Consider the following 22,424-nt stretch of genomic DNA (forward strand, 5'->3'; position numbering starts at 1 on the left):
GATGGCAGCGCCGACAGGGAGAACTTCATGCTGAAAAACATGCTGAAGGCGACGGTATTCGCCACCACCATGGCCGTAACCGCCGGCGCATTCTACACGCCGGCTTTCGCGGAGAGTGTCTATAACAGGGGCACCGCCGCTGAATCGGAGTCGGTCGATCCGCACAAGACCTCGACGGTCTATGAAGCCAATGTGCTGCGTGACCTGTTCCAGGGATTGGTCATGCAGGACCAGAAGGCGAACCTCATTCCGGGCGCGGCCGAAAGCTGGACGGTATCGGATGACGGCACCGTCTACACCTTCAAGCTGCGCAAGGACGGCATGTGGTCGGACGGCAGCCCGGTGACGGCGGACGACTTCGTCTATGCCTTCCACCGGCTGGAAGATCCGGCGACCGGCGCCGAATACGCCTCGATGCTGTATCCGGTGAAGGGTGCGGAGGACGTCAACACCAAGAAAGGCAAGCCCGAGGACATGGGTGTCAAGGCGATCGACGCCGGCACCCTGGAGGTGACGCTGAAGGCGCCGACGCCGTACTTCCTGGAGATGCTGACCCATCAGGCGACTTATCCGGTCAGCAAGGCCTCGATTGAAAAGCTTGGCGCCGACTGGATCAAGCCCGGCAATCTGGTTTCGAACGGCGCCTATACGCTGGCCGAATGGGTTCCCAACGACCACATGAAACTGGTCAAGAATCCCAAATTCTGGGACGCCGCGACCGTCAAGTTCGACGTGGTCAACTACATTCCGACCGAGGATCGTTCGTCGGCGATGAAGCGCTTCGAGGCCGGCGAACTCGACAGCTATGACGATCTGCCGACCGAACAGCTCGCCGACCTCAAGACCAAGTTCGGCGACCAGATCCATGTCGGGCCGTATCTCGGCACCTACTATTATGCCATCAAGACCGACAAGGCGCCGTGGAACAACCCCGAACTGCGTAACGCCATCTCGATGGCGATCGACCGTGATTTCATCGCCGAGAAGGTCTGGCAGAATTCGATGCTGCCCGGCTATTCGATGGTGCCCCCCGGCATCGAGGGCTATACGCCCGCAATGGCCAAATACGCCGACATGCCGCAGATCGACCGCGAGGACGCGGCCAAGAAGATCCTCGAGAAGCTTGGCTACACCCCCGAACATCCGCTGAAGATGGAAATCCGCTACAACACCTCGGAAAACCACAAGAACACGGCAGTGGCGATCCAGGAACAATTGAAGCCGCTTGGCGTCGACGTCACGCTGCTCAACACCGACACCAAGACCCACTACTCCTTCCTCGAGCAGAAGGGCGACTATGACGTGGCGCGTGCCGCCTGGATTGCCGACTATAAGGATCCAGAGACCTTCCTCGGTATCACGCGCAAGGCCAGCGGCAACAACTATTCCAACTACAACAGCCCGCAATACGAAGCGGCAATGGACAAGGCCGCGGCCGCCGGCGGCAAGCCCGAAGAGCGCATGAAGGACCTCTCAGCGGCCGAGCGCATCCTCATCGACGATGTCGGCCAGATCCCGCTTCTCTACTACAGCTACCACGACATCGTTTCCTCGAAGCTGCATGGCTTCGTCGACAATGTGATGGACGTGCATCCGTCGCGCTTCGTCAGCAAGGATTGATCCCTGGCCAAGCCGCCGCGCTCTAAAGAGCGCGGCGGTGCTGGTTTGCCATCGCATCGGCCCGGGAAGCGGAAATCGATTTTCGGAAGAATCCGGTGTGAAGATTTGAAGGCTGGAGCGCAATCGTCCGAGTGGAAGGGCGTGCTCTGGATCAAGTGGGGCACCGATGCTGCGATACGTATTCCGGCGGCTTTTGACCGCCATCCCGACGCTGTTCGTCATCGTGACGATGGCGTTCTTCCTGATGCGCGTCGCGCCGGGCGGTCCATTCAACCAGGAGCGGGGGCTGAGCCCAGAGATCAAGGCCAACTTGGAAGCCCAGTTCGGCCTCAACGATCCGCTCTGGCTGCAATATGTCCATTATCTCGGCAATCTGCTGCGCGGCAATTTCGGCCCGAGCTACAACATGCCGGATTTCACCGTCACCGAACTGTTTGCCAAGGGCCTGCCCATTTCCGTGCAGCTCGGAGCCTCGGCGCTGATCCTGGCGCTGCTGCTCGGCAGCGTGCTCGGCACCATCGCCGCGCTCAACCAGAACAAGCTTGGCGACTATACGGTGATTGCCCTGGCGACCGCCGGCAGCACCATCCCGACCTTCGTCATCGCGCCGGTGATCCAGCTTGTCTTCGGGCTGACCTGGAGGCTGCTGCCGATCGGCGGCTGGGGTGACGGCGCCTTCATCAACAAGGTCGGCCCGGTGCTGACACTTGCCTTGCCGCAAATCGCCATCGTTGCCCGGCTGATGCGCGGCTCGATGATCGAATCGCTGCGATCCCATCATATCCGAACGGCGCGCGCGCTCGGCCTTTCCGACTGGTCGGTGGTGGTCAAGCACGCGTTGCGCGGCGCCATCCTGCCGATCGTCTCCTTCACCGGCCCGGCGGCGGCGGCACTGCTGACCGGCTCGGTCATCGTCGAGACGATCTTCTCCATTCCCGGCGTCGGCCGCTATTTCGTCGATGCCGCGCTCAACCGCGATTATACGCTGGTGATGGGAACGGTGGTGGTGATCGCCATTTTTACTATCGTCTTCAACCTGATCGTCGACGTCATGTACGCGGTCGTCGACCCGAGGGTGCGCTATGACTGACATCGCAGCCACGGCCCCCGCAATCGTTGGTCGCTCGCTTTGGGGCGATGCCTGGGCGCGCCTCAAGGCCAATCGCGCCGCCATGTTCAGCCTCTACTACCTCGTTCTGATTGGGATCATCAGCGTCTTTGGCCCGTGGTTCGTGCCCCATCAATACACGACCATCTACGCCGACTATGTGCGCATGCCGCCAAGCCTCTCGGCCTATCCGAAACCCGATATGATCGAGACCGCGCTCACTGAAGCGATCAAGCGCATGCGGGTCGACATCAAGGAGTGGCATCAGGAGGGGAGCCAGGTCTTCGTCACGGTCAAGTCGACCAAGCCGATCGACGACCGCAACATCCGCTACCTCGACCGGTCCGATGCCTTCGACGACACCAAGATCGAAAACAAGTCGCCCGACGGCCTCGAAGTGACGATGAGCGCATCGGTCAAGCAGCAGTATTTCCTGTTCGGCACCGACAATACCGGCCGCGATCTTCTCTCCCGCACGCTGATGGCCGGGCGCATATCGCTGGCCATCGGTCTGCTGGCCGGTGTCGTGGCGGTGGTGATCGGCGTGATCTACGGCGCCGCCGCCGGCTTTTCCGGAGGGAAGGTCGATGAAGTGATGATGCGCATCGTCGACGTGCTCTATTCCTTGCCGTTCATCTTCTTCGTCATCATGCTGGTGGTGTTCTTCGGCCGCAACTTCGTGCTGATGTTCCTGGCGGTCGGTGCCGTGCTGTGGCTCGACATGGCGCGCATCGTGCGCGGCCAGGCGCTGTCGATTCGCCGGCAGGAATATGTCCAGGCGGCGGAAGCCATGGGCATTGGCCAGCGTGGCATCCTGATCCGCCATGTCATCCCGAACCTGCTTGGCCCAGTGGTGATCTACATGACACTGCTGGTGCCGCAGGTCATCATCCTGGAGAGCTTCCTGTCGTTCCTCGGGCTTGGTATCCAGGAGCCGATGACCAGCTGGGGCGTGCTGATCTCGGTCGGCGCCAAGAACATCGGCACCGCCAACTGGCTGCTCCTGTTTCCCGCCTTCTTTCTGGTCTCGACGCTGTTCGCCTTGAATTTCGTCGGCGACGGCCTGCGCGACGCGCTCGACCCACGGGATCGATAAAGATGGGGACCGCTGAAATGGCTGCTTCCGAAACGATCCTCAGCGTCAAGGACCTTCGCGTCCGCTTCCGCACGCTCGACGGTACGGTCGAAGCGGTCAAGGGCATCAACATCCACGTCAACGCGGGTGAAACGGTTGCCGTGGTCGGCGAGTCCGGCTCCGGCAAAAGCCAGACGATGATGGCGGCGATGAGCCTGCTGGCCTCCAATGGCGAAGCGTCAGGCCATGTCGACTATCGCGGCCGCAACCTGCTGACCCTGAGCAAGTCCGAGCTGAACAAGGTCCGCGGCCGCAAGATCAGCATGATCTTCCAGGAACCGATGACTTCGCTCGATCCGCTCTATTCGATCGGCAACCAGCTGATCGAGCCGATCCGCCGCCATCGGGGCCTGAGCGCTGCCGCAGCGCATGAAGAGGCGCTCAAGCTGCTGCGGCTCGTGCATATTCCCGATCCGGAACGGCGGATGAAATCCTATCCGCACGAAATGTCCGGCGGCCAACGCCAGCGCGTGATGATCGCGATGGCGCTCGCCAATGACCCCGACATCCTGATCGCCGACGAGCCGACGACGGCGCTTGACGTCACCATCCAGGCGCAGATCCTGATGCTTTTGGCCGAACTGCAGCGCAAGCTCGGCATGGCGATCGTCTTCATCACCCATGACCTCGGTATCGTCCGGCGCTTTGCCGACCGTGTCTATGTCATGCGCCAGGGCGAGGTGGTCGAGGAAGGCGAGGCGGAAGCCATTTTTGCCAATCCGCGGCACGCCTACACCAAAATGCTGCTGGCGGCCGAGCCGACGGGAACCAAGGCGCCGCCGCCAGCCGATGCGCCGGTGGTGCTCGAAGGTAGGAATGTCGAAGTCACATTCAGGATCGGCGGTGGGTTTCTGGCCGGCGAACCGCTGATGCTGCGGGCCGTCGATCACATCTCGATCCGGCTGCAGCGCAACCAGACCATCGGCATTGTCGGCGAATCCGGCTCGGGCAAGTCGACGCTCGGCCGCGCCTTGCTGCGGTTGCTGCCGAGCGATGGGCTCATTCGGTTCGGCGATCGCGATATCTCCACTGCCGACCGGCAGCAGATGCGGCCACTGCGGCGCCAGATGCAACTCGTCTTCCAGGACCCGTTCGGCTCGCTGTCGCCGCGCATGACCGTCGGTCAGGTCGTCACCGAGGGGCTGCTGGTGCATGAGCCCAACCTTTCAGGAAAGCAGCGCGACCAGCGCGCGGTCGAGGCCCTGCGGGAGGTCGGCCTCGACCCCAATGCCCGCAACCGCTACCCGCACGAATTTTCCGGCGGACAACGGCAGCGCATCGCCATTGCCCGCGCCGTGATTCTGAAGCCGAAGATGGTCGTGCTGGACGAGCCGACATCGGCGCTTGACCGCTCGGTGCAGAAACAGATCGTCGAACTGCTGCGCAAGCTGCAAGCCGACCACGAACTGTCCTACCTCTTCATCAGCCACGATCTGTCGGTCGTGCGCGCCATGGCCGACTACATCATCGTCATGAAGCAAGGCAAGATCGTCGAAGAGGGGCCGACGGAAGAGATATTCAGCAATCCACGGGCGCCTTATACGCAGACGCTGATGAACGCCGCGATCGACGTCACACGGTTTCGACTGAGCGCGTAAGGCGCCGGCAGGGGCAATTGTCGTGGCGTCGTCTGTCGCTCAGCTCGCGCACTTGCGTGCGCGCATAGCGACAATGGCATCCTGCTGTCGCTTCAGCCGGTCGATCCTGGCCGTTTCACGGTTGGCGACCGCGGTCTTGACGCGCGATCCGCCCAGCAGCCAGCGCGGCACGCTGGTGTTGGCGACCTTGCCGCGGGTGATCGCCGTCTGCGAGATGTCGCGCGCGCTGCTTCCCAGCGCACTGTTGAGGTCGCTACAGCTCATTCTCTCGTATTTGGCCGGATCGGCCGTCCTGCCGATCGATGAGCATCCGGCAGCCATGAAGGCCGCAGCCAGAAGAGCGGGTGCCGACCTTGTCCTTGAAATCAAACTCATGCGCGCATCCGGCCCGGCCGTTTTTGCCGCCTCCCTGATCTTCATCGATCAACCTAGCGCTGATAGCCAATTCGTCAAAGTTTCACCGGCCGGCCAGTGCTCGCGTTCTGCACTGGCTATCGGCCAATTATCGCTGTCGGAATTTTTACGCTGCTTGGGCGGCCAATTCGGTCATGGAGTCACAACCGCCGAGCATCATCTGGGCAATGTCGGTCGCATTGTCGTCGACATGCGCCGTCACCAGCACAATCCCCCCGCCAATACTTGGCCGCTCGGGTCTTCTGGCGGCCGCGACAATGGCTTTGAGCAATCCGCCAAGGCCGCCGCAGAACACGCTGGCCAAGGCTATTGCCGATAGACCGGTCGGGAAAAGGTTGATGTCGTAAACAGCAACGGCGCCGAGGCACGCCAACAGCCCGGCGGCAGCGCCCAGCATGACACCCGGAGACCTCAGGACATCGATTTCGTCACGATAGGGCCCGATAATGGCGACCTGTACGCGCGGAACCCCGGCCGCCAACAGGTCGCCGGCAATCCGCGCCGCTTCGGCATGGGATTCGAAAAGCTTACTGATTGTTGGCATGGTTACTCGGACATCGCGTCCGTCAGCGTGTCGGTAACGAAGGATGCGGCGATCAGATCGTCGCCGTCGATGCGGCCTCGCCCGCCTTCAATCACGGCCGCTACCTTTTGGAAGGTCTTCATTTCACCCTCGGTGATCTGAGCGTGTTGCATTCTGGTTTTGAGGCTATCTATGCGCATCCCCAACACATGGGATGTTACAGTCTCATGGTTCGACATGGTGGTGCTCATCCGTTCCCGCTTCGCTTGGTTTTCCCGCGCCCGATCTCGAACTTGGGCCGAGCGGAAACGTTCCCAGGGCAGGGCTTCGGTCGGGCGGAGGTCGGACCTAAGTCTGGGCCTGGAACGCATTGGTCTTGCCAAGCGGGCCGGCCGGAACAGTCGCTCTTCGCCACCGTTGTCTGCTGCAAATACCGGAGGAATTTGATGGAGAAGAGTGTTGGTCAGGCGCGCTGGTTGCTCGCACCGATTTTCGCGGTTGCCATCACCTTCATGGTGGCTGGAATAGTCCTCAGCTAGTCTCTTGGCACATTGGCGCAGCCCAGTTCTTTCCTAGGCCGATAGGCTTCGTCCGTCGCATGCAAGTGTGAGCGAGCATGGATCTGGCGAACCCTGAAGTCTTGGCCAGGCCAGCTCAATGACCTGGTCAACCAGCAGAATTCCCACGCTTCCGAGCGGTATGGGAGATTCGAAGTTGAAACGATCGCTTCGCATGGTTGCATTTCAGCCGCGGGCGAGAACTCGAAGCTATTCGCATGAAACGCGCGCGCAGCGTGCTGGGCAAAGTCACCTGGTGGCCGGGCTCGCGAGAGCCCGGCCCCCAGTCGGGCATCAGTAACCGCCGTTTTCCATCACCACCGGATGATGGTGACGGTGATGGGTGGAAACGGAGCTGGTGACGACGACTGTATTCCGGTCGTGGTGCCGGCGGCCATGATCATAGAACGCCACCGTCCCGTGGTGTCGGTGATGCAGGCGCTGGCCTTCCTCATTGATGATCCTGACGTTGTGGTGGTGCCGATGATGGGTCCTGATGACGACGTCGGCCTCGGCTGCCGAAGCCAAAGCGGGCAACCCCATCGAAAGTGCCAAAGCGCACATGATCATTGTTTTCATTGCAAGTTCTCCAACTGCTTTGATTAGCCCTTCGTTGGATACAACTGCTGCTGATCCCTTTGGTTCCGGTTCCCGGGGGGCAGCCGGACGCAAGCGAAGGGCTGGCTATCGCGTCGCCACGATTGGCAAAGAGGGGGCTTGCTTCCGGCCACCTGCGCAGGCGGCGGCAAACATCACCCGCGTTCCGTCACTGCCAGGGAGGAACGCTCTGCCGCAATTGTTAAGACAGTTCGCCCACCTGTCGCCAGATCCCCGTCAGGCGACGGAACATTAGGCCGGCCTAACAGTTCTTCCCGCAGCGGACATCACGGTTTGGTGTTCGCTGAAGATCAGCAGGCAAAGGCTGATCGGCCCGCGTCCTCCGCCAGAGGCGCGGGCTTCACCAGGCAACAGGAGTGAGATTATGAACAACATCATTTGGCTTGTGGGAGCGGTGGTCGTCGTCATAGCGGTATTGAGCTTTTTCGGCCTCCGTTAAACGCCTGCATATGGGGGCAGGGACTTCGTGGCCCATGCCCCCAAAGAGGAACGAATCTCGTGTCCGTTCCCTAGGAACAGGCATCATCTTGGACAAGGCTCTATCTCTGGTGAATCTCGGGTGGGGCGCCAAAGTCGGGATGCGCTAACACATTGTTTTTTCTGGTCGGAGTGGCAGGATTTGAACCTGCGACCCCCTCGTCCCGAACGAGGTGCGCTACCAGGCTGCGCTACACTCCGTGACCAGATCGCGGGCTTATAGCCGCCACACATCGTTCCTGCAAGCGGCAATGGCAGCCCTTCTGTCGCATTTCGTCCGCTTTCTGCGGGCATTGCCGGAAGGCCCGAATTTCCGTCCGGGATAAACGCGGCTTAAAGCCTTGTGTGCTAAGCCGCTGCCTTGATGGATCGTATTTCTGCCGCTTGGAGCCCTGCCGTCTTGCCCCTAAATATTGTCGGCGAAGCGTGGCCAAACAGCTTCGAATTCGAAACCGCGGCGCTGATCAAGGCATCCGGTTTTCGTGAATATGATGCGCGCTGGTGGTTCGGCCATCCCGGTTCGGCAGTGCCGCCTGAACTCAATCTGATCGGCGTCCAGGCGCTTGGCATGGGGCTCGGCACGGTGATCCGGCGGCTCGGCGCTGGGCCTGACATCGTCACCGGGCATGATTTCAGATCCTATTCGCTCGGCATCAAGCTGGCGTTGGTTTCCGGGCTGATGGCGGCCGGCGCACGGGTGAAGGATATCGGTCTGGCGCTGTCGCCGATGGCCTATTTCGCGCAATTCGCGCTGGAGACGCAGTCGGTGGCCATGGTCACCGCATCGCACAACGAGAATGGCTGGACCGGCGTCAAGATGGGAGCGGCGCGGGCGCTGACCTTCGGCCCCGAGGAGATGAGCGCGCTGAAGGCGATCGTGCTGGCCGCCGATTTCGACCTTACCGGCGGCGGCTCCTATGATTTCGTCGACAATTTTCGCGCCACCTATCTCGACGATGTGACAAGGGACAAGCGCATCACACGAAAGCTGAAAGTGGTCGCCGCCTGCGGCAACGGCACTGCTGGCGCCTTTGCCCCGGAAGCCCTGCAGCGCATCGGCTGCGAAGTGATCCCGCTCGATGTCGAGCTTGATCATACGTTTCCAAACTACAACCCCAATCCGGAGGACATGCAGATGCTGCATGCAATCAGGGACAAGGTGCTGGAGACAGGGGCCGATGTCGGTCTGGGCTTCGATGGCGACGGCGACCGCTGCGGTGTCGTCGACAATGAAGGCAACGAGATCTTTGCCGACAAGGTCGGCGTCATGCTTGCGCGGGATATTTCGCGGCTCCATCCGGGTTCGACCTTCCTCGTCGACGTCAAGTCGACCGGACTGTTCAACACCGACACGGTGCTGCGCGCCAATGGCGCCGTTACCGACTATTGGAAGACCGGCCATTCCTACATCAAGCGCCGGGTTGCCGAACTCGGCGCGGTCGCCGGCTTCGAAAAATCAGGCCACTTCTTCTTCAACCCCCCGATCGGGCGCGGCTATGACGACGGACTGGTCACGGCAATCGCCATCTGTCAGATGCTGGACCGTAACCCCGCCAGTTCGATGGCCGATCTCTACGGGGCACTGCCACTGACCTTCGGCACGCCCACAATGTCCCCGCACTGCGCGGACGATGTGAAATATGGCGTGGTCGAGCGAGTGGTCTCTGATTTTCAGGCGATGAAGCGTGACGGCTCCAGTTTCGCCGGCCAGAAGATCGTGGATCTCATCACCGTCAATGGCGTGCGCGTCGTTGCCGAGGACGGTACCTGGGGTCTGGTGCGCGCTTCGTCGAACAAGCCGGAACTGGTCGTGGTCGTCGAAAGTCCGGTCTCGTCCGAGCGTCGCCGGCAGATGTTCGATGCCGTCGACGCCGTGCTGCGCCGCAGTCCGGAAGTCGGCGCTTACAACCAGACTTTTTGACAGGGCATCCATGGGCCGGCGCATCGTCAGTTTTGTCATGAGCGGCGGCGTCGGCTCTCGGCTGTGGCCGCTGTCACGCGAGGACAATCCCAAGCAGTTCCACGATCTGTCGGGCGACGGTTCCATGCTCGCCAAGACCTTGCGCCGCCTGACGGCGAGACCGGCTGGCGAGACGCCGATCTTCCTGATCGCATCGGAGCGTCACGCCGATCGTGTCCATGCCGACTTGGCCGGTCTCGATCTTGCCGGCGGCGGCCCGCTGTTCGAGCCGGCGGGACGCAACACGGCCGCCGCCGTCGCACTGGCGACCCTGCGCACGCTGTCGGAATTCGGCGACAGCCTGGTTCTGGTGGTGCCCTCGGACCATGAAATAGCGACGGCAGGGCAATTCTGGCAAAGTATCGAGGCGGGATCGCAGGCGGCGCGCGCCGGCCGTCTGGTGGTGTTCGGCATCAAACCGACCCAGCCGGAAACCGGTTACGGCTATATCGAGGTATCGGCCGAGAAGGGCGGGGTGTTCGACGTTTCGCGCTTTGTCGAGAAGCCCGACCTTGCGACGGCCAACGACTATCTCAAGGCGGGAAATTTCTACTGGAACACCGGCATCTTCCTGTTTCGGGCCGGTGCCATGCGCGACGCCTTCAAGACATTCCAGCCCGACATCTGGCACGCCACCGAAGCGGCCTACGAGGCGGCCACGACGGACCTGTCCGGCCTCTATATGCCGCTGGAACTTTACGCGGCGATCCCGTCGAACTCGATCGACTATGCCATCATGGAGCGGGCAAAAGACATAGCCATGGTGCCGGCCGGCTTCCGCTGGAACGATCTCGGCTCCTGGCAATCGCTCCTCGATGTCGGTCCCGCCGACGACCGGGGCAACGTCGTTGTCGGCGATGTCGTCGCCATAGATTGCGAGAATTCCTATATCCGCAGCGACGGCCGGCTGCTGTCGGCGATCGGCATGAAGGACGTTGCCATTGTCTCGACGGCGGATGCCACTTTCGTTGCCCCGGTGAGCCACAGCCAGCACGTCAAGAAGATCGTCGAACAACTCGAAAAATCGGGACGGCTGGAAACCAGGTTCACGCCGGCGCATGACCGCGTCATCGAAAGTGGCGCCTGGCGGCGGCGCGTTCATCACTGGCTGTTCCAGGAGACCTTGCCGTTGTGGTCGACATCAGGCGTCGACGAGCGCCACGGTGGCTTCCACGAGGCGCTGGGTTTCGACGCCAAGCCGCTCGTCAAGCCCAAGCGCATGCGCACCCAGGCCAGGCAGGTCTATGCCTTCGCGGTTGCCAAGGAGCGCGGTTGGACCGGGCCGGCCGACCGGCTGATCGCGCATGGCATCGACTTCATGGCGGGGCAGGGCCGCACCGAACGGGGCGGTTGGGTGCGCACGCTGAATGTCGATGGCTCCGTCGCCGATCCCGTCGAGGACGCCTACGATCATTCCTGCATCCTGCTGGCGCTGGCGCATGCGCATATGTCGGGCAATGCCGATGCCTTGCGGCTCGGCCAAGAGACCTTCACCTTCCTCGATGCGCATCTGGAGGACAGCCGCATGACCGGCTTCCTCGACACCTCGGACGGGGCGGGCGAGCGACGCTCCAACCCGCACATGCATCTGCTCGAAGCTTTCCTGGCCTGGCACCAGGCAACCGGTGAGCGTGCGCATCTGCGTCGCGCGTCGCGCATCATCGACCTCTTCCGCAGCCATTTCTTCGACGCCGAGAGCTGGACGCTCGGCGAGTATTTCGATGCAGAATGGAAACCGGTACCGGGAGAGAAGGGGAGATGGACCGAACCTGGCCATCACTTCGAATGGGCATCGCTGCTGGTCGATTTCGCCGGCCGCAGCGGCCAGGCCGAGCTGAGCGTCTTCGCCCGAAAACTCTACGCATCGGCAATCGCTAATGGCCTCAACCGGGCCACTGGCCTTGCCTATGGCGCAGTCTCGGGGCAAGGACTGCCGCTCGACCTGATATCGCGCAGCTGGCCGCAGGCCGAGGCGCTCAAGGCGGCGATCGCGCTGGATGGCTCGGGCGGCCCCGATCTGAAGCCGGAGATCGAGGCGAGGGTCGGCCGGCTGTTCCGCTGGCATATCGACCCGGCGCCGCTGGGTCTTTGGATCGATCGCATCGACGAGCGCGGCCGCTCGCTGGCATCTGACGTGCCGGCGAGCATCTTCTACCATCTGGTCTGTGCGCTGACGCAGTATCTGGATGGAACGGCGGAGAAGTAGGCGGGATTAGTACGGACTGGCGACGTCCCCGGTCTCGACATAGATCGACTTCAGCTGCGAATAGAGCGCCAGCGCCGCCAGCGAATTCTCCCGCCCGATGCCGGACTGCTTGACACCGCCGAAGGGAATTTCCACCGGTGTCAGATTGTACGCGTTGATCCAGCAGGTTCCGGCCTGCAACTCGGCGATGACGCGATGGGCGCGCGGCAGGTCGCGCGTGAAGACGCCGGCGGCAAGACCGAACTCGGTGTCGTTGGCGCGGTCGATCACCTCGTCCTCGCTGTCGAATTTCAGCACGCTCATGACCGGGCCGAAAATCTCCTCGCGGGCGATCCGCATCGTGTCGGTAACGGCGGTGAACACGGTCGGCTCGACGAAGAAGCCGCCCTGGAAGCCCTGCAGCGACGGCACATTGCCGCCACAGGCCAGCGTCGCCCCATCGTGCTTGCCGGCCTCGATATAGCCGACGACCTTGTCTTGCTGTGCCTTGGAGACCAGCGGCCCCATCTGCGTTTCCGGGTCGAGCGGATCGCCGATGCGGATTTTCTTGGTCCGTTCGATCAGCCGCTCGACAAAGCGGTCGTGAATGCCACTCTGGACGAAGACGCGCGTGCCGTTGGAACAGATCTGGCCGGTCGAATAGAAGTTGCCGAGCATGGCGCCGCCAATGGCATTTTCGAGATCGGCATCGTCGAAGACGATCAGCGGCGACTTACCGCCGAGTTCCATCGTCGCGTGCTTCATCCTGGAGCCCGCTAGCGACAGCACCTTGCGCCCGGTCGGCACCGAGCCGGTCACCGAGACCTTGGCCACGACATCATGGCCGACAAGGCCGGCGCCGACGTCGCCATAGCCTTGCACGACGTTGAACAGCCCGTCGGGCAGGCCGGCTTCCGAGTAGATCTCGGCCAGCGCCAGCGCCGAAAGCGGCGTGTTTTCCGATGGCTTGAACACCATGGCATTGCCCATGGCGAGTGCGGGTGCGGATTTCCAGCCGGCGATCTGGATCGGATAGTTCCATGCGCCGATGCCGACACAGACGCCGAGCGCCTCGCGGCGCGTATAGGCGAACGGCCCGCCGAGGTCGACCGCTTCGCCGTTGAAGACAGCGACCGCGCCGGCGAAATATTCAAGGCAGTCCGCGGCGGAAGGTGCATCCGCCACCAGTGTCTCCTGGATCGCCTTCCCGGTGTCGAGCGTCTCGATGCGGGCAAGATCGGCGTTGCGGGCGCGCAAAATGTCGGCGGCTCGGCGCAGGATGCGGCCGCGCTCGACCGGCTTAAGACGCGTCCAGGCCGGCTGTGCGGCGCGGGCGGCCTCGACCGCCAGTTCCAGCACGTTCGGCGTCGCCGATCGCAGCATGGCGATGGTCTCGCCCGTGGCCGGATAGATCACCGGCAGCGGCGCGCCGCCTTCGTCCTCGATATAGCGTCCGTTGACATAGTGCGAAGCCGTGGGCTGGGCGCGCATGGGAGGTCTCCAATCGTTGTGCCCAAGACGGCTATTGGGCGGGCGCCTGTCGGGCAGCTCACTCTATCGGCGGATCATGGCCTATCTGTCGGAAGCCTGCCAGCGCGGATTGATCCATGGCTCCTGGTTGGACGGCGCGAGCGGCGTGCGGCCAAGGATGTGATCGGACGCTTTTTCGCCGGTCATGATCGATGGCGCGTTGAGGTTGCCGTTGGTCACGCGCGGGAAGATCGAGGAGTCGGCGACCCGCAATCCGTCGACGCCGATGACCCGGCATTCCGGATCGACCACGCTCGATTGATCATCGACGCGGCCCATTCGGCAGGTGCCGCAGGGGTGGTAGGCGCTTTCGGCATGGTCGCGGATGAACACGTCGAGATCGTCGTCCGACTGGACATGGCTGCCCGGCGAGAGTTCCTGTCCGCGATAGGCATCGAAGGCCGACTGGCTGAAGATCTCGCGGGTCAGGCGGATGCAGTGGCGGAACTCCGCCCAGTCATCCGGATGCGACATGTAGTTGAAGCGGATGACCGGCTTCGCTTTCGGGTCCGGCGAGCGCAGCGTCACCGAGCCGCGCGACTTCGAGCGCATCGGTCCGACATGCGCCTGGAAACCGTGCGACTTCGCCGCCGCCTTGCCGTCATAACGCACCGCCGCCGGGATGAAGTGGTACTGGATGTCGGGATAGTCGACGCCTGCCTGCGAGCGCACGAAGGCGGCCGCCTCGAAATGATTGGTGGCGCCAAGGCCCGATTTGAAGAACAGCCACTGCGCCCCGATCATCGCCTTGGAGAACGGGTTCAGCACTGAATTCAGCGTGATCGGTTTCGTCGATTCCTGCTGGATGTAGAGCTCCAGATGGTCCTGCAGGTTGCCGCCGACGCCAGGCCGGTCGGCCACGACGGCAATGCCGTTTTCGTGCAAATGCCCGGCCGGGCCGATACCGGACAGCATCAGGATCTTCGGCGAGTTGATCGACGACGCCGCGACGATTACTTCACGTCGCGCCTTAACGACCTGAATCTGTTTGTGAGCTTCGATCTCGACGCCGATGGCGCGTTGATTCTCGATGATCACCCGGCGCGCAAAGCCTTTGACCAGTCTGACGTTTTTGCGCCGGAGCGCCGGCTTCAGATAGGCTGATGCCGCCGACCAGCGGCGGCCGCCCAGAATGGTCTGCTCCATCGGGCCGAAGCCTTCCTGCTTGGCGCCATTGTAGTCGTCGGTCAGTTCAAACCCTGCCTGGCGGCCCGCTTCGACGAAGGCGCCATAGAGCGGATTGCGCCGGGAGCCGCGCTGCACATGCAGCGGGCCGCCGTGCCCGCGCCAGCCATCCTCGCCGCCATCTGAATCCTCCATGCGTTTGAAGTAGGGCAGCACGTCGGCGAAGCCCCAGCCGGCCGCGCCCTGTTCGGCCCAATGGTCGAAGTCGCGGGCGTGGCCGCGCACATAGACCATGCCGTTGATCGAGGACGAGCCGCCGATCACCTTGCCGCGCGGCGTCGCCAGCACGCGGCCACCCAGATGCGGTTCCGGTTCACTGGCGAATCCCCAGTCGTAGAGGCTCATGTTGAGCGGTATCGACAGCGCCGAAGGCATCTGGATCAGCGGCCCGATATCAGTGCCGCCGAATTCGATGACGATGACCGAATGCTTGCCGTCTTCCGACAAGCGATAGGCCATGGCCGAGCCGGCGGAGCCGGAGCCGATGATAACGAAATCCGCTTCAAGCATGGTTCATATGCGCCATAAAATCGGCGAGCGAAACGTTGCCGCCGGTAGCCACCACCAGGACGGTTTTTCCCGCCACATCCACCTTGCCACCGAGCAATGCCGCCAGCGACGCCGCACCTGACGGTTCGAGCACCAGCTTCATCCGCTCGAAAGCGATCCGCATCGCGCGCCGCACCGACTGATCGTCGACCGTGATGCCGCGCACGCCAGCGGTCTTGACCGCGGCGAACGGCGCGTCGCCGGGCCGGCGCGACATCAGTCCGTCGCAGATCGATTTCGGACCGATCGGCATGGTCTCGATGCTGCCATGCGCCAGTGAAGAGCCCATGCCGTCGAACCCTTCGGGCTCTACGCCGATGATCTCGGTCGCCGGCGACAGATAGTGGAAGGCGAGCGAAACGCCGCCGATCAGCCCACCGCCGCCGACCGAGCAGAACAAGAGATCGGCGCTGGCATCCTTACCCGACAGCTGGTCGAGCGCTTCGAGGCCGGCACCCGCCTGACCGGCGACGATCTCGGGATCGTCGAATGGATGCAGGAGCGCTAGCCCTTCTGTTTCAGCGATTTCGCGCGCCTTGGCCGCCGCGACCTCTTCACGCGCGCGATCGCCATGGTCGGTCAGCACGACGCGCGCGCCATAACCCGCGGTAGCATCGCGCTTGGCGGCCGGCGCGTCGATCGGCATGACGATGGTCACGGGAATGCCGAGCGCCTGGCCGGCCGCGGCCAGCCCTTGCGCGAAATTGCCCGAGGAATAGGCGACGACGCCCTTCTTCGCCTCGTCGGGCGAAAGTCGCTTCAGCCGCCAATAAGCGCCGCGAACCTTGAAGGATCCGGCCCATTGCAGCGATTCCGGCTTGATGAAGACCCGGGCCGCGCCGGTTTCCCTTGCGAGCGCCGCCGATTCCAGCAGCGGCGTGACCTGTGTCGCCCGTGACGTTACCGCATAGGCCTGCCTGAGATGGTCGAGAGTGGGAACGAGAAGGTCTGCCATCATTCGCCTCGCGGATACCTTTTGCTCTCTTCGAGATTGTCGAGGTTCATGTGATTGCGCATGTACCGCTCTGACGCCTTCTGCAACGGCTGGAAATCCCAGGGGTAGTAGGCGCCGTTGCGCAGCGCCGGATAGACGACCCAGCGGCGTGCCTGGTTTTCGCGCACGGCGGCATCGAAGCCGGCCATGTCCCAACGCGCCCGGACCTTTTCCAGGAATGCCGCCACAAGACCCGCATTGGCGGGGTCGTCGGCCAGATTGTCCCGCTCGAGCGGATCGGCTTCGAGATCGAACAATTGCGGCGGATCGAGTTCGCAATGGACGAATTTGTACCTGCCTTCGCGGATTGCCACCAAGGGCGCATAGGAGCCCTCCGCCGCGTACTCGATCAGCACCGGTGTCGTGCGCTGCCCGCCCTTGGTGAGCGGCAGCAGCGACTGGCCGTCGGTCCACGGCGCGATCGCCCCGATGTCGATGCCGGCAAGGTCGCAAAGCGTTGGTGCCACGTCGAGATTGGAGACCGGCGCCTCGATCAACCCGGCACGAATGCCCTTGCCGGCAATCATCAACGGCACCCGCGCCGAGCCTTCGAAGAAGCTCATCTTGAACCACAGGCCTCGCTCGCCGAGCATGTCGCCGTGATCCGAACAGAACAGGATGATCGTGTCGTCGGACATGCGCGTTCGCGTGAGAACGTCGAGGAGCTCGCCGACCTTGTCGTCGACATAGGAGATGTTGGCGAAATAGCCGCGCCGCGAACGACGCACCTCTTCAGGCGTGATCTCGAAAGAGGAATAGTCGCTGGCATGGTACAGCCGCCGAGAATGCGGGTCCTGCTCGTCTTCAGCGATGTACCCGGTTTCCGGATCCAGCACCTGGCAATGCTCATAGAGATCCCAATACTGCTTGCGCGCGACATAGGGATCGTGCGGATGCGACAGCGAGACGGTGAGGCACCAGGGCCGATGGCTCGCATCGTCCTGTTCGCGCGAAAGCTGATAGAGCTTCTGAGACGCGAGGAACACGACCTCGTCGTCATACTCCATCTGGTTGGTTGTTTCCGCGACGCCGGCGCCGGTCACCGAACCCAGATTATGATACCACCACTCGATGCGCTCGCCGGGTTTGCGGTAGTCCGGCGTCCAGCCGAAATCCGCCGGATAGATGTCGGTGGTCAGCCGTTCCTCGAAACCGTGCAGCTGATCCGGTCCGACGAAATGCATCTTGCCCGACAGGCAGGTGTAGTAGCCGGCCGCACGCAAATGATGGGCGAAGGTGGGGATCGACGAGGCGAACTCGGCGGCATTGTCATAGACCCCGGTGCGCGACGGCAACTGGCCGCTCATGAACGAGGCACGGCCCGGCGCGCAGAGTGGCGAGGCGGTGTAGTTGTTGGCAAAGCGCGCCGAACGCGCCGCCAGTGCCTTCAGATGCGGTGTGTGCAGAAATTCCGCCGGCCCATCCGGGAACAAGGTCCCGTTGAGCTGGTCGACCATGACGATCAGGAAATTGGGTCGCTTCGCTGTCACTGCTTGTGCCGTCCGCCAAGTTTGGTTTCGAGATAATCCTCGACCAGCGCGATCGCGGTCGCGGCGTCAGGCACGCCATCCTTCAGCGCGCGCCTGATGTAGAGCCCGTCGATCATCGCCGCCGTCGCTTCCGCGGCGCGGTCGGCTTCGGTCCTCGGCAGGATACCGGTCAATCCACTCATCAGGTTGGAATGCAGCCGCCGGGCATAGATTCTGAGCAGCCGGCGCAGCGAAGACGATTGCTGCGCCTCGACATAGAAAGCGAGCCAGGCGGCAATGGTTTCAGCCTGGAACTGGACATCGGAGAAGTTGACGGCGACCACGGCCGAGACGCGCTCGCGCGCGGTGCAGGCGCACTGCAGGGCGCGGCGCATATCGATGGTCAGTTCGGCCAGGATGTGCCGCATCGTCGCGAACAGCAGCTCGTCCTTGGCGCCGAAATAGTGGTGCGCAAGCGCCGAAGACACACCGGCGCGTCCGGCGATCTCGGACATGGTCACGTCAAGCGAGCCACGCTCGCCGATCGCCGAGATCGTCGCGTCGATGAGCGCCCTGCGGCGCAATGGCTCCATTCCGACTTTTGGCATGCCGTTCCCGATTTTTGTGGGAGATTATTTTTTATTGACGCGTCAATCAATAAAAAATCGACCTCGACGCGACCTGTACCAAGCGATTGTTGCGTTGCGGCCCTTCACGGCCCGGGCGAGAATGTTTACATTTGAACAATAAAGGCGAAGTGCGTCACGAGCCATGGGCGCTGGCGCCAAGGATGGAGACCGCCATGACCGCATGCATCGTTGGCTGGGCGCATTCGCGCTTCGGCAAGCTTGAGGGCGAGACGCTCGAAAACCTGATCGTCAAGGTCGCGACGGACGCGCTCGACCATGCCGGCATTGGCCCGGACGAGGTCGACGAGATCGTGCTCGGCCATTTCAATGCCGGTTTTTCGGCGCAGGATTTCACGGCAAGCCTGGTTCTCCAGGCGGACGACCGGCTGCGCTTCAAGCCGGCGACACGCGTCGAGAACGCTTGCGCCACCGGTTCGGCGGCGGTCAGGCAAGGTATCCGCGCCATTGATGCAAACGCCGCCCGCATCGTGCTGGTGGTTGGCGCCGAGCAGATGACGACGACGCCCGGGCCCGAAATCGGCAAGAATTTGCTGAAAGCTTCCTATCTGCCCGAGGACGGCGACACGCCAGCCGGCTTCGCCGGCGTCTTCGGCAAGATCGCGCAGGCCTATTTCCAGCGCTATGGCGACCAGTCGGATGCGCTCGCCATGATCGCTGCCAAGAACCACAAGAATGGCGTCGACAATCCCTATGCGCAGATGCGCAAGGATTTCGGCTATGACTTCTGCCGGCAGGAGAGCGAGAAGAACCCGTTCGTCGCTGGACCCTTGAAGCGCACCGACTGCTCGCTGGTCTCCGACGGCGCCGCTGCCCTTGTCCTTGCCGACACGGCAACGGCGCTGAAGATGCGCCGCGCGGTCGCCTTCCGCGCCAACGAGCATGTGCAGGATTTCCTGCCGATGTCGAAGCGCGACATCCTGACCTTCGAAGGCTGCGAACAGGCCTGGACCCGCGCGCTGAAGAACGCAGGCGTAACGCTCGACGATCTCTCCTTCGTCGAAACGCATGACTGCTTTACCATCGCCGAATTGATCGAGTATGAAGCGATGGGACTGGCCAAGCCGGGTGAGGGCGCCAAACTGGCGCTGGATGGCACAACGGCAAAAGACGGCCGTCTGCCGGTCAATCCCTCCGGCGGACTGAAGGCCAAGGGCCATCCGATCGGCGCCACCGGCGTCTCCATGCATGTCTTGACCGCCATGCAGCTTGTCGGCGAAGCCGGCGGCATCCAGGTGCCGGGCGCGAAACTCGGCGGCATCTTCAACATGGGCGGTGCGGCGGTCGCCAACTACGTTTCCATTCTCGACCGGATCAGGTAAACCGCCCCGGCATTCGCGGGAGGTAGCATGGCAAATCCGGTTCTGATCGAGGTTTTGCGCGGCGCCATTGTCGAGAGCGCCCATCGCGGCGCCGTTGCCGTTTTCGATGCCGACGGCAAGCCGGTGCTGGAGATCGGCGATACGTCGAAGCCGGTCTTTCCGCGTTCCGCCGTAAAGGCGATCCAGGCCCTGCCGCTTGTTGAAACGGGTGCCGCGGACGCCTATGGCTTCGGCAATCGCGAACTGGCGCTGGCCTGTGCCTCCCACTCCGGCGAGCCGGCGCATGTCGAACTGGCGCGGTCCATGCTAGCCAGGGCCGGGCTGGACGGGTCGGCGCTCGAATGCGGGGTCCACTGGCCCTCGAACCATGACGCCGAGATTGCGCTCGCGCGTGCCGATGGTTTGCCGAATGCGCTGCACAACAATTGTTCCGGCAAGCACTCCGGTTTCCTCTGTACCTGCGTCCATTCGGGCATCGCGCATCGCGGCTATGTCAGACCGGATCACGCCCTGCAGGAAATGGTGCGCGACGCCATGCAGGCAGTCACCGGCGCTGTCCACGGCCCCGACGAACGCGCGGTCGACGGCTGCTCGATCCCGACCTATGCGGTGCCGCTCAGGAGTTTCGCGCTCGGCTTTGCTCGCATGGCCACGGCCCAAGGCTTTGGCCCGGAGCGGGCGAAGGCCGCGAAGCGGCTGCTTTCGGCCTGCATGGCGGAGCCGTTCTTCGTCGCCGGCACCGGCCGCGTAGATCTGTTGCTGATGGAAGCCGCTCCGGGACGAATTTTTGCCAAAGGCGGGGCCGAGGGCGTCCACTGTGCCGCAATTCCCGAACTCGGCCTCGGCATCGCGGTCAAATGCGATGACGGTGCCGGGCGCGCCGGCGATGCAATCGCCGCCGCGGTCCTCGCCAGGCTGCTGCGGGCGGACGAGGCCTTGGCGGCGAAGCTGCTCGAACTGGCGAATGCGCCTATCGAAAGCCGGATTGGCGCCAAGGTCGGGGCGCTGAGGCCGACGCCGGCCCTGAATTGAAGGTGGCAATCAGCTGACGCGGTTGCGCTCGACGGTCAGGTGCGCATAGCCGCTGCTGCTGGTCTGGGTGAGGTCTGATGTCACCGGCTCGGCCCAGCGCTGGCCGACAACCGCTCCGTTCGACGTGCCATCAATGACGTTATCGGAGATGACGGCCGTGCCGGCACCTTCGACCACACTGACGACGATGCCGGTGCCTGCCTTGCGAATGATGTTGCCGGTGGCCACGACGTTGCGCAGATACGGCCCCCAGCCGATCGACATGCCGTAGAGCGGCGCGTTCTCGATGACGTTGTTGGAAGCGACGGTGTCGGCCTCGACGGCGATCCCAACGCCGAAGCCGGGTGGATCCGCGGTATAGGGGCCTGATGTCGACAGATTGCGCACGATGTTGCCGGAGCAGATACCCATGCGGCCGCCTTCGTTGAAGTTGACGATCGAGATGCCGTTGGCCGCGCCGTCGACGATGTTGTTGGAAATGACGGCGCCTTCGAACGAGAACTCGGAATAGACCGCGGTCTCGCCCGAGCGCGAGCAGGTGTTGCCCGATATCTGCAAATTGCTGGAACTGTTGGCCCGGATCGCCGAGAAGGCGCAGTCGGAGACCACATTGCCCGAGATGACGACATTGCCGGCGCGGAAGGCATTGATGCCGTTGCCGTTCTGGCCGGTGCCGCCGCTGCGCGCGCCAATGCGTTCGACGCGGTTGCCGGTGACCATGGTGCCGTCTTCCGCAGCTTGCCAGCGGTGCACTAGGATGCCGCCATTGGCGCAATCGGAGACGGTGTTGCCTGATATCGCCAGCCCTGCGGCCTCCACCGAATAGATGCCGGCGTCCGCCGCCCCCGATATGTCCGAACGCTCGATCAGGCCTGCGGCGTGTTCCAGCGCCAGCCCGTTCTTGCCGCTGCCCGTGATCTGGCAGTTGTCAACCACGAGATGCGCCACCCGGCGCAGATCGAGCAGTCCTTGCGCGTAGTCGCCCATAGAGCGGTTCGCGCCGTCGAAAACCAGTCCGCTGAGTTCGATATGGTCGGCCTGTTCGGCCATGAACAAATGGCCGTCGCCGCCATAGACGATCCGCGTCGCGCCCGGCACGCCGGAAAGACGCACGCGACCAGGCAGCGAGAGATTGGACACCACATAGGTGCCGGGCGGCAGGAAGACCGGCATGTCACGGCCATTCGCGTCGCGCAGCAGCTTGGCGAAGGCCTTGCTCTGGTCGTCAAACGTACCGGGCTGGACGCCAAGTTCGGTGGCGTTGATCGAGCCGCGCATCGAGGCTTTCTCGATGCCGGTCAGGCTGGCGGCCGCCGCCTTGCCGAGCGCGAGGCCCATGACGGCAAAGCAGGTGGTCTGCGTCAGCAGGGTTCGTCTGTTCAACATCGGCACAGAATCCCAGTGTTCCGCCCCGACAGCGCAGGAATCATGCCAGACGTTCAACGCGCCTCTTCTTGGCGGCAATGACTTGTCGGGCAGCCACTCGGCGCCTAAGTTCAGG

The 22,424-nt window shown here is 63.0% G+C and carries 18 protein-coding genes and 1 tRNA gene; 8 read left to right on the forward strand and 11 right to left on the reverse strand.

Annotated elements, in window-relative coordinates; translation table 11 throughout:
• Positions 1-27 precede the first annotated feature (27 nt).
• From LB571_RS23065 to LB571_RS23080, 4 genes are all read left to right on the forward strand, one after another.
• Positions 28-1,620, forward strand: a complete 1,593-nt coding sequence (locus tag LB571_RS23065) for a peptide ABC transporter substrate-binding protein (RefSeq protein ID WP_140618621.1) — start codon at positions 28-30, stop codon at positions 1,618-1,620.
• Positions 1,621-1,786: 166 nt separating this feature from the next.
• Positions 1,787-2,710, forward strand: a complete 924-nt coding sequence (locus LB571_RS23070) for an ABC transporter permease subunit (protein ID WP_015318681.1) — start codon at positions 1,787-1,789, stop codon at positions 2,708-2,710.
• Positions 2,703-3,824 carry an ABC transporter permease gene (locus tag LB571_RS23075; RefSeq protein ID WP_140717821.1) on the forward strand — a complete coding sequence of 374 codons (1,122 nt, stop codon included), beginning with the start codon at positions 2,703-2,705 and terminating at the stop codon, positions 3,822-3,824. Before LB571_RS23070 ends, LB571_RS23075 begins: the two co-directional genes overlap by 8 nt.
• Before the next feature lie 17 nt (positions 3,825-3,841).
• Positions 3,842-5,461, forward strand: coding sequence for an ABC transporter ATP-binding protein (locus LB571_RS23080; RefSeq protein WP_224598238.1), 1,620 nt, complete (start codon positions 3,842-3,844; stop codon positions 5,459-5,461).
• Positions 5,462-5,500: 39 nt separating this feature from the next.
• Here LB571_RS23080 and LB571_RS23085 read toward each other — a convergent pair whose 3' ends face one another.
• From LB571_RS23085 to LB571_RS23105, 5 genes are all read right to left on the reverse strand, one after another.
• Positions 5,501-5,836, reverse strand: a complete 336-nt coding sequence (locus LB571_RS23085) for a hypothetical protein (protein ID WP_224598240.1) — start codon at positions 5,834-5,836, stop codon at positions 5,501-5,503.
• Between the two features lie 145 nt (positions 5,837-5,981).
• Positions 5,982-6,419, reverse strand: a complete 438-nt coding sequence (locus LB571_RS23090) for a hypothetical protein (protein ID WP_224598242.1) — start codon at positions 6,417-6,419, stop codon at positions 5,982-5,984.
• A 2-nt stretch (positions 6,420-6,421) separates the two neighbouring features.
• Positions 6,422-6,637, reverse strand: coding sequence for a hypothetical protein (locus LB571_RS23095; RefSeq protein ID WP_015318676.1), 216 nt, complete (start codon positions 6,635-6,637; stop codon positions 6,422-6,424).
• Between the two features lie 612 nt (positions 6,638-7,249).
• The gene (locus tag LB571_RS23100; RefSeq protein ID WP_224598243.1) at positions 7,250-7,534 is read right to left on the reverse strand and encodes a hypothetical protein; all 285 of its coding nucleotides are present in this window, start codon (positions 7,532-7,534) and stop codon (positions 7,250-7,252) included.
• 640 nt (positions 7,535-8,174) lie between these two features.
• Positions 8,175-8,251 (reverse strand) — tRNA-Pro (locus tag LB571_RS23105).
• 199 nt (positions 8,252-8,450) lie between these two features.
• On the opposite strand from LB571_RS23105, the gene LB571_RS23110 reads away from it, so the two are divergent.
• Positions 8,451-9,971, forward strand: a complete 1,521-nt coding sequence (locus tag LB571_RS23110; protein WP_224598246.1) for a phosphomannomutase/phosphoglucomutase — start codon at positions 8,451-8,453, stop codon at positions 9,969-9,971.
• Positions 9,972-9,981: 10 nt separating this feature from the next.
• The gene (locus LB571_RS23115) at positions 9,982-12,216 is read left to right on the forward strand and encodes a mannose-1-phosphate guanylyltransferase/mannose-6-phosphate isomerase (protein WP_224598248.1); all 2,235 of its coding nucleotides are present in this window, start codon (positions 9,982-9,984) and stop codon (positions 12,214-12,216) included.
• A 6-nt stretch (positions 12,217-12,222) separates the two neighbouring features.
• On the opposite strand, the gene betB is transcribed toward LB571_RS23115, so the two are convergent.
• From betB to betI, 5 genes are all read right to left on the reverse strand, one after another.
• The gene (gene betB, locus LB571_RS23120) at positions 12,223-13,686 is read right to left on the reverse strand and encodes a betaine-aldehyde dehydrogenase (RefSeq protein WP_224598251.1); all 1,464 of its coding nucleotides are present in this window, start codon (positions 13,684-13,686) and stop codon (positions 12,223-12,225) included.
• An 81-nt stretch (positions 13,687-13,767) separates the two neighbouring features.
• Positions 13,768-15,420 (reverse strand): choline dehydrogenase, encoded by a 1,653-nt coding sequence (gene betA, locus LB571_RS23125; RefSeq protein ID WP_224598264.1) that lies wholly within the window; start codon positions 15,418-15,420, stop codon positions 13,768-13,770.
• Positions 15,413-16,417, reverse strand: coding sequence for a threonine/serine dehydratase (locus tag LB571_RS23130; RefSeq protein WP_181763178.1), 1,005 nt, complete (start codon positions 16,415-16,417; stop codon positions 15,413-15,415). The genes betA and LB571_RS23130 overlap by 8 nt, the downstream gene beginning before the upstream one ends.
• Positions 16,414-17,943 (reverse strand): choline-sulfatase, encoded by a 1,530-nt coding sequence (gene betC, locus LB571_RS23135; RefSeq protein ID WP_224584461.1) that lies wholly within the window; start codon positions 17,941-17,943, stop codon positions 16,414-16,416. The genes LB571_RS23130 and betC overlap by 4 nt, the downstream gene beginning before the upstream one ends.
• A complete protein-coding gene (gene betI / locus LB571_RS23140) occupies positions 17,940-18,530 on the reverse strand; it encodes a choline-responsive transcriptional repressor BetI (RefSeq protein WP_224584463.1) in 591 nt (196 codons plus the stop codon). Before betI ends, betC begins: the two co-directional genes overlap by 4 nt.
• Positions 18,531-18,724: 194 nt before the next feature.
• Here betI and LB571_RS23145 point away from each other — a divergent pair, with 194 nt between their 5' ends.
• The gene (locus LB571_RS23145) at positions 18,725-19,891 is read left to right on the forward strand and encodes an acetyl-CoA acetyltransferase (protein WP_140618602.1); all 1,167 of its coding nucleotides are present in this window, start codon (positions 18,725-18,727) and stop codon (positions 19,889-19,891) included.
• Between the two features lie 27 nt (positions 19,892-19,918).
• Positions 19,919-20,923, forward strand: coding sequence for an asparaginase (locus tag LB571_RS23150; RefSeq protein ID WP_224598266.1), 1,005 nt, complete (start codon positions 19,919-19,921; stop codon positions 20,921-20,923).
• A 9-nt stretch (positions 20,924-20,932) separates the two neighbouring features.
• On the opposite strand, the gene LB571_RS23155 is transcribed toward LB571_RS23150, so the two are convergent.
• Positions 20,933-22,309 carry a TIGR03808 family TAT-translocated repetitive protein gene (locus tag LB571_RS23155; RefSeq protein ID WP_224598268.1) on the reverse strand — a complete coding sequence of 459 codons (1,377 nt, stop codon included), beginning with the start codon at positions 22,307-22,309 and terminating at the stop codon, positions 20,933-20,935.
• Positions 22,310-22,424: the final 115 nt, after the last annotated feature.

Origin of the sequence: Mesorhizobium sp. BR1-1-4, assembly GCF_020165375.1 — a bacterium.
Lineage (GTDB): Bacteria > Pseudomonadota > Alphaproteobacteria > Rhizobiales > Rhizobiaceae > Mesorhizobium > Mesorhizobium australicum.

Excerpts from the sequence above, each read along its gene's own strand:
- LB571_RS23065 (WP_140618621.1), top strand. The coding sequence starts at position 28 with ATGCTGAAAAACATGCTGAAGGCGACGGTATTCGCCACCACCATGGCC.
- LB571_RS23070 (WP_015318681.1), top strand. The coding sequence starts at position 1,787 with ATGCTGCGATACGTATTCCGGCGGCTTTTGACCGCCATCCCGACGCTG.
- LB571_RS23075 (WP_140717821.1), top strand. The coding sequence starts at position 2,703 with ATGACTGACATCGCAGCCACGGCCCCCGCAATCGTTGGTCGCTCGCTT.
- LB571_RS23080 (WP_224598238.1), top strand. The coding sequence starts at position 3,842 with ATGGCTGCTTCCGAAACGATCCTCAGCGTCAAGGACCTTCGCGTCCGC.
- LB571_RS23085 (WP_224598240.1), bottom strand. The coding sequence starts at position 5,836 with ATGAGTTTGATTTCAAGGACAAGGTCGGCACCCGCTCTTCTGGCTGCG.
- LB571_RS23090 (WP_224598242.1), bottom strand. The coding sequence starts at position 6,419 with ATGCCAACAATCAGTAAGCTTTTCGAATCCCATGCCGAAGCGGCGCGG.
- LB571_RS23095 (WP_015318676.1), bottom strand. The coding sequence starts at position 6,637 with ATGTCGAACCATGAGACTGTAACATCCCATGTGTTGGGGATGCGCATA.
- LB571_RS23100 (WP_224598243.1), bottom strand. The coding sequence starts at position 7,534 with ATGAAAACAATGATCATGTGCGCTTTGGCACTTTCGATGGGGTTGCCC.
- LB571_RS23115 (WP_224598248.1), top strand. The coding sequence starts at position 9,982 with ATGGGCCGGCGCATCGTCAGTTTTGTCATGAGCGGCGGCGTCGGCTCT.
- betB (WP_224598251.1), bottom strand. The coding sequence starts at position 13,686 with ATGCGCGCCCAGCCCACGGCTTCGCACTATGTCAACGGACGCTATATC.
- betA (WP_224598264.1), bottom strand. The coding sequence starts at position 15,420 with ATGCTTGAAGCGGATTTCGTTATCATCGGCTCCGGCTCCGCCGGCTCG.
- LB571_RS23130 (WP_181763178.1), bottom strand. The coding sequence starts at position 16,417 with ATGATGGCAGACCTTCTCGTTCCCACTCTCGACCATCTCAGGCAGGCC.
- betI (WP_224584463.1), bottom strand. The coding sequence starts at position 18,530 with ATGCCAAAAGTCGGAATGGAGCCATTGCGCCGCAGGGCGCTCATCGAC.
- LB571_RS23145 (WP_140618602.1), top strand. The coding sequence starts at position 18,725 with ATGACCGCATGCATCGTTGGCTGGGCGCATTCGCGCTTCGGCAAGCTT.
- LB571_RS23150 (WP_224598266.1), top strand. The coding sequence starts at position 19,919 with ATGGCAAATCCGGTTCTGATCGAGGTTTTGCGCGGCGCCATTGTCGAG.
- LB571_RS23155 (WP_224598268.1), bottom strand. The coding sequence starts at position 22,309 with ATGTTGAACAGACGAACCCTGCTGACGCAGACCACCTGCTTTGCCGTC.